General features: G+C 45.5%; 8 protein-coding genes and 1 tRNA gene. 3 read left to right on the top strand and 6 right to left on the bottom strand.

Annotated elements, in window-relative coordinates:
• Window positions 1-5 precede the first annotated feature (5 nt).
• The 5 genes from rsxD to ACED59_RS05430 form a co-directional block, all read right to left on the bottom strand.
• Window positions 6-1,052, bottom strand: coding sequence for an electron transport complex subunit RsxD (rsxD, locus tag ACED59_RS05410; RefSeq protein WP_017098009.1), 1,047 nt, complete (start codon window positions 1,050-1,052; stop codon window positions 6-8).
• Window positions 1,052-3,937 carry an electron transport complex subunit RsxC gene (rsxC, locus tag ACED59_RS05415; RefSeq protein WP_371704889.1) on the bottom strand — a complete coding sequence of 962 codons (2,886 nt, stop codon included), beginning with the start codon at window positions 3,935-3,937 and terminating at the stop codon, window positions 1,052-1,054. Before rsxC ends, rsxD begins: the two co-directional genes overlap by 1 nt.
• Before the next feature lie 7 nt (window positions 3,938-3,944).
• Window positions 3,945-4,538, bottom strand: coding sequence for an electron transport complex subunit RsxB (rsxB, locus tag ACED59_RS05420; protein WP_004734040.1), 594 nt, complete (start codon window positions 4,536-4,538; stop codon window positions 3,945-3,947).
• 2 nt (window positions 4,539-4,540) lie between these two features.
• A complete protein-coding gene (gene rsxA / locus ACED59_RS05425; RefSeq protein WP_004734039.1) occupies window positions 4,541-5,119 on the bottom strand; it encodes an electron transport complex subunit RsxA in 579 nt (192 codons plus the stop codon).
• Between the two features lie 518 nt (window positions 5,120-5,637).
• Window positions 5,638-5,713: transfer RNA gene (locus ACED59_RS05430), tRNA-Asn, on the bottom strand.
• A gap of 509 nt (window positions 5,714-6,222) precedes the next feature.
• On the opposite strand from ACED59_RS05430, the gene uvrB reads away from it, so the two are divergent.
• From uvrB to luxU, 3 genes are all read left to right on the top strand, one after another.
• The gene (uvrB, locus tag ACED59_RS05435) at window positions 6,223-8,253 is read left to right on the top strand and encodes an excinuclease ABC subunit UvrB (RefSeq protein ID WP_017063461.1); all 2,031 of its coding nucleotides are present in this window, start codon (window positions 6,223-6,225) and stop codon (window positions 8,251-8,253) included.
• Between the two features lie 302 nt (window positions 8,254-8,555).
• Window positions 8,556-9,944: a quorum-sensing sigma-54 dependent transcriptional regulator LuxO gene (luxO, locus tag ACED59_RS05440; RefSeq protein ID WP_004734031.1), complete on the top strand. Its 1,389-nt coding sequence runs from the start codon at window positions 8,556-8,558 to the stop codon at window positions 9,942-9,944.
• 24 nt (window positions 9,945-9,968) lie between these two features.
• Entirely contained in the window at window positions 9,969-10,313 is a 345-nt protein-coding gene (luxU, locus tag ACED59_RS05445) for a quorum-sensing phosphorelay protein LuxU (RefSeq protein WP_004734030.1), read from the top strand.
• Window positions 10,314-10,403: 90 nt separating this feature from the next.
• Here the strand turns inward: luxU and ACED59_RS05450 are convergent, their stop codons facing one another.
• On the bottom strand, window positions 10,404-11,291 hold the full coding sequence (locus ACED59_RS05450) for a YvcK family protein (RefSeq protein WP_017092489.1): 888 nt from the start codon (window positions 11,289-11,291) through the stop codon (window positions 10,404-10,406).
• Window positions 11,292-11,341: the final 50 nt, after the last annotated feature.

The following is an 11,341-nucleotide window of genomic DNA, read 5'->3' on the forward strand; positions in this document are numbered from 1 at the left end:
GCTCCTTAATAGCCGTATGTACGAGGTTTGGTATAGTAGTCAATAAGTGGAACACACATGTTGGCTAACAATACAGCAAACGCTACGCCATCAGGGAAGCCACCCCAACTGCGGATAATAAAGACTAACCCGCCAATCATGGCACCAAATACCAAGCGACCTTTTACTGTCGTCGAGGCTGAAACCGGATCGGTTGCAATGAAGAATGCACCAAGCATGGTTGCGCCAGACAATAGATGAATGGTTGGAGAAGCGGTTTCACCTGGCGTCAGCACTAAGAACACTAGGCTAAACAGCGTAAGGCTAGCAATAAAAGCGACCGGAATATGCCACTGAATCACGCGTTGCTTGATGAGCACCAAGCCGCCGACTAGGTAGGCAAGGTTAACCCATTCCCAACCTACACCAGCTAACCAGCTAAATTGAGGTTGAGACAGAGCTTCAGAAGCCGTGTTGCCTGCCGTTAGTGCGGTTTTGAAGGCATCGAGTGGCGTCGCCATAGTGGTGCCATCAATACCAAGACGCGCTTGTTGTAAAGACAAGCCTTCATTATTGAAACCAGTAAAGATCATCAAGAAGGAGTCAACAAAGCTCGTTGCTTCAGCCGTTAAGCTAGTAGGAGCATTCCAGCTAGTCATCTGAACTGGGAATGAGATCAGTAAAACAACGTAAGCGACCATCGCAGGGTTAAATGGGTTTTGCCCAAGACCGCCATATAGGTGCTTCGCGATGACAATCGCGAAGAACATACCTATGACGAGAATCCACCATGGAGAGTGTGGGGGAATCGCGACACTGAGTAGCCAAGCGGTCACAACCGCACTGTAATCACGCAATGCCATCACTGGCGGACGTTTTCTTAGCAGCATTACAGCGGCTTCAAAGGTAACAGCAAGTGCAATAGCAAATACTAACTGGATGAGCGTACCCCATCCAAAGAAGTAGGTTTGAGCTAGTAGACCTGGCAATGCACAAATAGCCACCCATTTCATCAGATCTGGGGTGCTTCTACGATTGTGCGCGTGCGGTGAGCTGGCGATAAAGAAGGCCACTACTCTTTCTCCTCATTATTCTTTTTGTCTTGCTCTTGCTGCGCCTTTCTTGCTTTAGCACGAGCAATCGCTGCAGCAACCGCTGCTTTTTTAGGGTCGACTGGTTCTTGTTGAGTTTCAGTCTTAACTTCGGTCACAGGCTCAAGTATTTCTTCTGTCTCGGCCTGTTTTACTTGCTGTGCTTTCTTCGCTTTAGCGCGAGCTATTGCTGCGGCAACGGCCGCTTTTTTAGGGTCGACTGATTCTTGTTGAGTCTCTGCCTCAAGTTCAACTACAGGTTCAGGCGTTTCTTCTGACTCGTCTTGTTTCGCTTGCTGCGCTTTTTTCGCTTTAGCGCGAGCTATTGCTGCAGCAACCGCGTCTTTCTTAGCATCGCCAGTACTTTCAACCGGAGCTTGAGAAGCTGACTCTGTTTGTTGAGCTTTCTTCGCTTTAGCACGAGCGATAGCGGCAGCGACTGCATCTTTCTTAGCATCGCCTGAGCTTTCAACCGGAGCTTCACTTTCGGTTTGAGTAACGGCTTCAGCTTGTTGAGCTTTCTTTGCTTTAGCGCGAGCGATGGCTGCAGCGACGGCATCTTTCTTAGCGTCACCAGAGCTTTTAGCTGGAGCTTCACTTTCGGTTTGAGCAGCTGATTCTGCTTGTTGTGCTTTCTTGGCTTTAGCGCGAGCGATAGCTGCAGCAACAGCATCTTTCTTAGCGTCGCCAGTACTTTCAGCCGGAGCTTCACTTGCGGTTTGAGTAGCTGATTCTGCTTGTTGAGCTTTCTTCGCTTTAGCACGAGCAATAGCAGCAGCAACGGCGTCTTTCTTCGCGTCGCCAGAGCTTTCAGCTGGAGCTTCACTTTCGGGTTGAGTAGCTGACTCCGCTTGTTGTGCTTTCTTGGCTTTAGCGCGAGCAATAGCGGCAGCGACTGCATCTTTCTTAGCGTCACCTGATTTTTCAACCGGAGCTTCAGAAGCAGATTCTGCCTGCTGAGCCTTCTTGGCTTTAGCACGAGCAATAGCGGCAGCGACAGCATCTTTCTTAGCATCGCCAGTACTTTCAGCCGGAGCGTCAGAAGCAGATTCTGCTTGTTGAGCTTTCTTCGCTTTAGCACGAGCGATAGCTGCAGCAACAGCGTCTTTTTTGCCATCACCAGAGCTTTCTGCAGGAGCATCAGTTGCTGCTTGTTGTGCCTTGCGCTCTCGAGCTTGTCGTTTACGTTCTTCACGCAGTTTCGACATTTCAGAATTGTCTGGTTCAGCGCTGTCCGCTTTCTGAGCCGCAGCTTGTTTTGCTTTTGCCTTGGCAATCGCAGCCGCAACCGCAGGTTTCACCGCTGGTTCCGCATTAGGAGCTTGGTCTGCCGCGGCTTTTTGCGCTTTAACGCGAGCAATCGCAGCTGCAATCGCATCATCACCGTCGGCTGATTTCATGTCTTTACGACGGTTATCAGCGGCTTTTTTGAAGCGGTTTTCACGTTCTGCTTTGTCACGCTCCATACGAGCGTTTTTCTCTTCGAAACGAATCTTGGCGCGCTCTGCTGCAGCGGCTTCATCTTTTCGAGTTTTGATCTCAGCTTTTGCTTGGCGGTAGTACTGAACAAGAGGAATTTCACTTGGGCAGACAAATGCACAAGCACCGCATTCAATACAGTCTTTAATATTCAGTTCTTCACACTTATCCAACTCGTTGGCTTTCGCATGCCATTGCAGTTGTTGAGGAAGAAGTGATGCGGGGCAAGCCTCGGCACACGCGCTACAACGAATACATTCCATCTCGTAAGTGCTTGGAGAGATCTCACGACGCGTTGGCGCTAAAATACAGTTCGACGTTTTAGTGATTGGCACATTGGCATGTGGCAAGGTGAAGCCCATCATAGGGCCACCCAAAATCAAACGCGGCAGTTTTTTATCGGCTTTGTAGCCAAACTCTTCAAGTAACTCGTGTACTGGTGTACCTAATAGCGCCCAAACATTACGAGGTTGCTTAAAGGTTTTACCGGTTAATGTCACAACGCGGTTAACCACAGGTTCGCCGTCAATTACCGCTCGCTTAATCGAGTAAAGAGAGCCGACGTTCTGAACCAAAACACCAATGTCTGCAGGGATGCCGCCAGCCGGAACCTCTTTATTAGTAAGGATCTTTATCAGCTGTTTCTCACCACCTGAAGGGTATTTAGTTGGGATAACACGAATGACGATATCTTTGTCTTTCGCTGCAATCTCAAGTGCTTTTATCGCGTCTGGTTTGTTGTCTTCAATGCCGATAACCGTCAGCTTTGGTTGAAGAATGTGTTCAACCACTTCGATGCCTTTTAATACTTCGTCGGCATGCTCTTGCAGCAACTTGTCATCAGAGGTGATGTAAGGTTCACATTCCGCAGCATTGACGATCAAAATGTCGGTACGACCTAAGCCTGATTGAAGTTTCTTAGCCGTAGGGAAGCCTGCGCCGCCCATGCCTGAAATACCAGCTTGGCGAATCACATCAAGCAGTTCGTCAGAAGTCTTTGTCGAGAAATCTTCAACTGGATTTTTTTCAATCCAAGCGTCTAAGCCATCAGGTTTAATAACCACGCACACGTCGCTCAAGCCAGAAGGGTGAGCGGTGGTTCGTGGTTCGATAGCGGTAATCACACCCGATGTTGGTGCATGTACTGGCAAAGTAAAACCAGTCTCTAAGGCCGTCAGTTGTTGACCTTTGAGTACGGCATCACCGACAGCAACCAATAAGTTACCAGGCTTACCGATGTGCTGTTTCACTGGAAGAACGATTTCTTCTGGGAGCCTTGCATGCACGATATCAGTAGTATTCGACTGTTTCTTGTTTTCAGCAGGGTGCACACCGCCCGGGAAGTTCCAAATAGAGCCCGTGCGAATTTGTTCAATTAAAGAGATCATACTAACCCTATGCCTTAGGCTCTGACGCGGTCGCATCAGTTGCTTGGTTAGTGATATCAGTAACAGGAATGATGTTCATCTGCCATTTCCAATTTTCAGTCGTTGTTGCCACTGGAATCATTTCGATACAGTCAGTAGGGCACGGTGCGACACATAGATCACAACCTGTACATTCATCTTTGATTACTGTGTGAAGTGCCTTGGTGCCACCAACAATGGCATCAACAGGGCAGGCTTGAATACATTTAGTACAGCCGATACACATATCTTCGTGAATGAAGGCAACGGTTTTTACTTTGTTATCTAAGTCATGAGCGGAGTCTTCAACTTCTACGCCCATTAAATCTGCAAGCTTCTCAATGGTTGCTTGGCCGCCGGGAGGACATTTGTTGATCTTATCTCCGTTAGCGATCGCCTCTGCGTATGGGCGACAACCTGGGTAGCCACACTGGCCACACTGAGTTTGCGGCAATATAGTGTCGATTTGATCAACGATCGGATCGGCTTCTACTTTAAAGCGGATAGAAGCAAAGCCTAAGATAGCGCCAAAAACGGCGGCTAAAACGGCGAGTGCAATGATTGCAATTAAGATGGTGCTCATGCTTATTTCACCAACCCAGTAAAGCCCATAAATGCCAGAGACATTAGGCCTGCTGTGATCATCGCAATCGATGCACCTTTGAATGGCATAGGAACATCAGCAACCGCAATACGCTCACGCATCGCAGCAAATAGGATCAGAACAAGAGAGAAACCAACAGCCGCGCCGAAACCATAGATGATCGACTGAATGAAGTTGTGGTTTTCATTGATGTTCAAAAGTGCCACACCTAACACCGCGCAGTTGGTGGTGATAAGAGGCAGGAAGATACCCAACAGGCGATATAGAGTCGGGCTGGTTTTGTGAACGACCATTTCCGTAAATTGAACAACCACCGCGATAACCAAGATGAAACTCATGGTACGCAGGTATTCAATACCCAGAGGGGTAAGGATGTAGGTTTCTACTAGGTATGCAGATACCGACGCTAACGTTAGAACGAAAGTCGTCGCGAGGCCCATGCCAATAGCAGTCTCCAACTTCTTGGAGACGCCCATAAATGGACATAGCCCTAAAAACTTCACTAGCACAAAGTTATTGACTAGCACTGTGCCAACCAACAACAAAAGGTATTCGGTCATAATGGATTAATTCTTGAGATTCCGATCCCGATATTATCCTGTTTTGCTCACCTAATAACAACCAAGGATCACTAGGGATTTAGACACTTGGTGAAAAAAACATCAGGTAATCGATTGATTACCAAAGCTGCAGTAAGTATAGACATAGATTTTGATGGTGTGAGCGTGCAGCGGTATATCACAATGATCTTTGTCTGATCATTTGAGTACTCAGTGATTTCACTTTTGTTTTCGGCCAAAAGGTCGAAATTGGTTGAAGTAAATAGCGAACTTTTGAGTCAATTGATTGTTGCTAACTCAGGGCTGTTGCTCGGAGGGCTTTTAGGAAAGTGAGTACGTTAAAACGCAAAAAGCCGCATCGAGTGATGCGGCTTCTTTAAATTTGGCCCCCTTGTCGAGACTTAAACGCGGGCGGGTAGCACGGTCCGACGATTCGGGTGTGATATTAACTTGGAACAAGTTAGTCGCAGTTATATACGAAAAAAGCCCAATCTTTCGATTGAGCTTTTTTCTGAATTTGGCTCCCCTTGCAAGACTTGAACTTGCGACATACGGATTAACAGTCCGCCGTTCTACCAACTGAACTAAAGGGGAATTGCTTGTTAGCGACGCGAATTCTAATAATAGTCCGAATTTCTGTCAATAAAAAATAGCAGAAAAAAATAATATAAAAAACTTTACTTTCTTGGACGCCTTACCGGATTTAGCCTTTCTTTAGTTATCCACCAAAATTGTGGATAAGTGTGTGTGTGAAACTTTAACAACAATAATTGGGATAAATCTGGGAATATAAAAATTTGAGGTAAGGTAATGTATTTAAAAGATTTGTATCAAAATATCACTATTGTATAACTTTTGACGATTATAAAATATACAGTAAAACAAGTGCTATTTTTAGATTTTTTGGGGAAAAGTAGTGGATTAAAAATTGAGTGATTTAGCTGAAGAGATCTTGCAAGGGCACGGATAATACCAAGTTCTAAAAGTAAAAGCTATCACTGATATCTAATCTTAAGAAGCATTTCTCTAGATAATAGTTGCAACTACACTCCTCCTAGAGTGACAATGACCTGATTATAAAAACAGTATGGAAATGGCGACCTATGAGTAAACTCTTTGACTTGGTATCGGACTATAGCCCGTCCGGTGACCAGCCGACAGCGATAACCAGATTACTAGATGGATTAGATTCTGGTTTGGCACATCAAACTCTATTAGGGGTAACGGGCTCTGGTAAAACCTTTACTCTTGCCAACGTCATTTCTCAATCTCAAAGACCAGCAATCTTGTTAGCGCCTAACAAAACGTTGGCAGCTCAACTTTATGGCGAGATGAAATCTTTCTTTCCGAATAACTCCGTTGAGTACTTTGTTTCTTACTACGATTATTACCAACCGGAAGCCTACGTTCCAACCACGGATACCTTTATCGAGAAAGATGCGTCGATAAATGCTCATATTGAGCAAATGAGACTTTCAGCTACCAAAGCTTTGTTAGAAAGAAAAGATGCCATTATTGTTGCGTCTGTATCGGCTATCTACGGTCTTGGTGATCCTAAGTCTTATTTGAAGATGATGCTTCATTTGAGTCGTGGTGAGGTGATGGATCAGCGAGACATCCTACGCCGCTTGGCTGAGCTGCAATATTCGAGAAACGATGTCGCATTTGAACGTGGTCAGTTCCGTGTTCGTGGTGAGGTGATTGATATCTTCCCAGCAGAATCTGACCAAGATGCGGTTCGAATTGAAATGTTCGATGACGAAGTGGACTGTATTAGTATTTTTGATCCTCTGACTGGTGCGGTGAAACAAAGAGACTTACCGCGTTTTACCGTTTATCCAAAAACTCACTATGTCACCCCAAGAGAGAAGATCCTTGAGGCGATTGAGAAGATTAAGGATGAGTTGCGCGATAGGGCTCAATATTTAAAAGACAACAACAAGCTTCTCGAAGAACAGCGTATTTCTCAAAGAACTCAGTTTGATATCGAGATGATGACGGAGTTGGGTTTCTGTTCCGGTATCGAAAACTATTCACGATACTTGAGCGGCCGTGCGGAAGGGGAAGCGCCTCCAACGTTATTTGATTACCTGCCTGATGATGGTTTGCTGATCATCGATGAGTCACATGTAACTGTGCCGCAAATTGGCGCCATGTATAAAGGTGACCGCTCTCGTAAAGAAACTTTGGTTGAGTTTGGCTTTAGGTTGCCTTCTGCGTTGGATAACCGTCCGATGAAATTTGAAGAGTTCGAATCGATCGCGCCACAAACCATTTTTGTGTCGGCCACGCCGGGTAATTATGAGATTGAGAAATCAGATGGTGAGATTGCTGATCAAGTGGTGCGTCCTACTGGTCTGTTAGACCCAATCATCGAAGTAAGACCTGTCGCGACTCAGGTGGATGACTTGCTGTCTGAAATCAGAATCCGTTCAGTGAAAGAAGAGCGCGTATTGGTCACTACGTTGACTAAACGAATGGCAGAAGACTTAACCGAATACCTTAGTGAGCATGGTGTTAAGGTTCGTTACTTGCACTCAGATATCGATACCGTGGAGCGTGTAGAGATCATTCGAGACCTACGTTTGGGCGAGTTCGACGTGTTAGTGGGCATTAACTTACTTCGAGAAGGTCTGGATATGCCGGAAGTATCGCTGGTGGCGATTCTTGATGCTGATAAAGAGGGTTTCTTACGTTCTGAGCGTTCTCTGATTCAAACCATTGGTCGTGCTGCGCGTAACTTGGAAGGTCGAGCGATCCTTTATGGTGATTCGATTACTAAGTCGATGAGAAAAGCGATTGATGAAACCGATCGTCGTCGCGAGAAGCAGCAAGCCTACAATGAAGAGCAAGGCATCACGCCGCAAGCGTTGAAACGTAATATCAAAGACATTATGGAGCTAGGTGATCTAACCAAGTCGAAGCAGCAGCGCCAATCGAAGCAAGTTCCTCTATCTAAGGTTGCAGAGCCTTCTGAAAGTTATGCAGTACTTACACCGCAACAGCTTGATAAAGAGATCAGCAAGCTAGAAACTGCGATGTATCAGCATGCTCAGAACCTAGAATTTGAATTGGCCGCACAGAAGCGTGATGAAATTGAGCAGCTAAGAAAGCAGTTTATTACCAACAGCTAATCTCACTTTTCATTCGAAGAATTGTTCCCCTCAATACAAGAATTGAGAGTGTTTCAGGCAAAAAAACAGCCAGTAGTAAATGTTCTACTGGCTTACGTTTGTGAACACTCGGTCCACTAACAACGTCAGTTGGCTAGGTGACCCGAAGGTCATTTATACAGTTGCATCGTTCGTGCCAGATAGATAAAACATTGATTATTTGAAGTAAGTAAAAAAACACACTACAAATATTGTGGCTAATTTGCATAATGCAAAGCGGAATGCGACTATAATAAGAAATGCAAATTATAAATGGCTAGGATATGCAATCAAAAACGCTAGATAACAAATCGAAGTATTTGTTGATGGTCGAGGATACCGCTTCGGTAGCAGCTTTATATCGCTCGTATCTTACACCGCTCGAAATTGATATCAACATTGTCGGCACTGGCCGCGATGCAATCGAGAGTTTGAATCATCGAATCCCAGACCTTATTTTATTAGATCTACGTCTGCCTGACATGACGGGTATGGACGTGCTATTTGCTGTAAAACAAAAATACCCTGAAGTTCCGGTTATCTTCATGACGGCTCACGGTTCTATCGATACCGCCGTAGAAGCCATGCGTCATGGTTCTCAAGATTTCCTTATCAAGCCGTGTGAAGCCGACCGACTCCGTATTACGGTGAACAACGCGATCCGTAAAGCCACCAAACTTAAAAATAGCTCGGAACATCCGGGAAACCAAAATTACCAAGGCTTCATTGGTAGTAGCCAAACCATGCAGCAGGTTTACCGAACTATCGACTCTGCAGCATCGAGTAAAGCCAGTATTTTCATCACGGGTGAAAGTGGTACGGGTAAAGAGGTATGTGCAGAAGCTATTCATGCGGCGAGCAAGCGTGGTGACAAGCCTTTCATCGCGATTAACTGTGCGGCTATCCCTAAAGATCTAATTGAAAGTGAGCTATTTGGCCACGTTAAAGGCGCCTTTACCGGTGCTGCAACTGATCGTCAAGGTGCCGCTGAACTTGCTGATGGCGGAACACTATTCCTTGATGAGTTGTGCGAAATGGACTTAGAGCTGCAAACCAAGCTGCTGCGCTTTATCCAAACCGGTACTTTTCAAAAAGTGGGCTCTTCGAAGATGAAGAGTGTCGATGTTCGTTTCGTATGTGCAACCAACCGTGACCCTTGGAAAGAAGTACAAGAAGGTCGCTTTAGAGAAGATTTATACTATCGTTTATACGTGATTCCATTGCACCTGCCGCCATTGCGCGAGCGCGGTGAAGATGTCATCGAGATTGCGTACTCGTTACTAGGTTACATGTCGGTTGAGGAAGGTAAGGCGTTTGTGCGTTTTGCTCAGGAAGTGCTTGATCGCTTTAATCAATATGAGTGGCCGGGTAACGTTCGTCAGCTACAAAACGTATTACGGAACGTGGTGGTATTGAATAACGGCAAAGAGATTACTCTCAACATGCTTCCACCACCATTGAACCAACCGATTGAAAACAGCTTGCGCTTGAAAGAGAAGCAGAACGAAGACATCACGGTAAAAGATATTTTCCCATTGTGGATCACTGAGAAGACGGCTATCGAACAGGCCATAAAAGCGTGTGACGGCAACATTCCCCGCGCGGCCGGTTTCTTAGATGTCAGTCCATCGACGATATACCGTAAGTTGCAAACGTGGAATGCGAAGCAGTAATCACCAAACAATAAGAAAATCATAATGACGAAAGTATTAAATCAGCAAAAAGTTGATGAGCTTGCCGGTGAAATAGGGCAAGAGAATGTACCAGTTTTGCTGGAAATCTTCTTAGGTGAGTTGAAAGGCTACTACGAACATCTAGAGATAAATAAAGCGTCGGATACATCTAAGTACTTGGCTGATATAAGCCATGCACTTAAGAGTAGCGCTGCGAGTTTTGGCGCAGACTCTTTGTGTAGTTTTGCGATTAGCTTAGACGCAAAAGTGAAGCAAGCATTGCCTGTAACCGATATTGATTTCCAAGATATGCAAGAGCTCCTGTTATCAACGTACACTGAATATCAGCAGTTGATGACGGATCTCTAAAGCGGCTAGTTATTAAAGAGACTAAAAAAGGAGCATGATGCTCCTTTTTTGTTTTTACTGGTCTCTGTCGTCTAGCCTAAGCGACAAGCATTAAGCCAGTTGATCCCTAATCGCTTGTTGGAGTTTTAAACGGTCGTGTCGCCAATCTCGGTTAGGAGAGGCAAGATCAGTGGTCACACAATTCCATTGCCCTTCTAATTCAGGGTGTGGTTCATTGCCCAGTACAATGTCTATTTTTCTTGCCTTACAGGTACGTTCACACCACTCCAATTGTTCTTGAAGCGTCATTTTTCCTGCAGGGCCGTGCTCTGGCGAAAGGTTTTCAACGAAGATAACTTTTGCCTTGGTATTTTCCGCGATTGCTTTGCCAATTTCTGGCAGTAGCAGCGGGGGCATCACACTGGTTAAAAAGCTTCCTGGTCCAAGGACAATGCAGTCTGCTTGCTCAACTGCTGCAACAGCTTCTTTGGTTGCCGGTACTTCTGGAGATAAGTCCATCATGCGCAGCTTTTCTGTCATGTCATCAACGTTGGTTTCGCCAGTTACCCAACGACCGTCCATTGATAAAGCCGTGAGATCAGAAGGGTGCTCGGTCATTGGGACGATATTGACATCGACCTTGAGCATATTTCGAATTAGGTTAATTGCTTCCAATGGGCGAACGGAAAGGTTGTCTAGTGCCGTTAGCATTAGGTTACCTAAGTTGTGACCATCGAGTTCACCTTGACCGCGAAAGCGATATTCAAACATCATCGAACTGATCGAAGGTTCTGTGATTAATTGGTTGATACAGTTACGAGTATCTCCCCAAGCAATACCACCTTGGCAGTCTCGAATTCTCCCGGTTGAACCACCATTATCTGTTGTTGCAACAATGCCAGTCGCATTGCTACCAAAGTCTTTTAATGCAGCTAGCATACGACCTAAGCCATGGCCCCCACCGATTGCTACGACTTTCTTTGAAGAGTAAATATTCATTTTTTGTTCTTGTTAGATTATTACCAACTATAATTTAGGTTAAATGCTTC

It is taken from the genome of Vibrio sp. FF266, from assembly GCF_041439695.1.
Taxonomy (GTDB): Bacteria; Pseudomonadota; Gammaproteobacteria; order Enterobacterales; family Vibrionaceae; genus Vibrio; species Vibrio tasmaniensis_A.

Excerpts from the sequence above, each read along its gene's own strand:
- rsxC (WP_371704889.1), bottom strand. The coding sequence starts at position 3,937 with ATGATCTCTTTAATTGAACAAATTCGCACGGGCTCTATTTGGAACTTC.
- ACED59_RS05450 (WP_017092489.1), bottom strand. The coding sequence starts at position 11,291 with ATGAATATTTACTCTTCAAAGAAAGTCGTAGCAATCGGTGGGGGCCAT.
- luxO (WP_004734031.1), top strand. The coding sequence starts at position 8,556 with ATGCAATCAAAAACGCTAGATAACAAATCGAAGTATTTGTTGATGGTC.
- luxU (WP_004734030.1), top strand. The coding sequence starts at position 9,969 with ATGACGAAAGTATTAAATCAGCAAAAAGTTGATGAGCTTGCCGGTGAA.
- rsxA (WP_004734039.1), bottom strand. The coding sequence starts at position 5,119 with ATGACCGAATACCTTTTGTTGTTGGTTGGCACAGTGCTAGTCAATAAC.
- uvrB (WP_017063461.1), top strand. The coding sequence starts at position 6,223 with ATGAGTAAACTCTTTGACTTGGTATCGGACTATAGCCCGTCCGGTGAC.
- rsxB (WP_004734040.1), bottom strand. The coding sequence starts at position 4,538 with ATGAGCACCATCTTAATTGCAATCATTGCACTCGCCGTTTTAGCCGCC.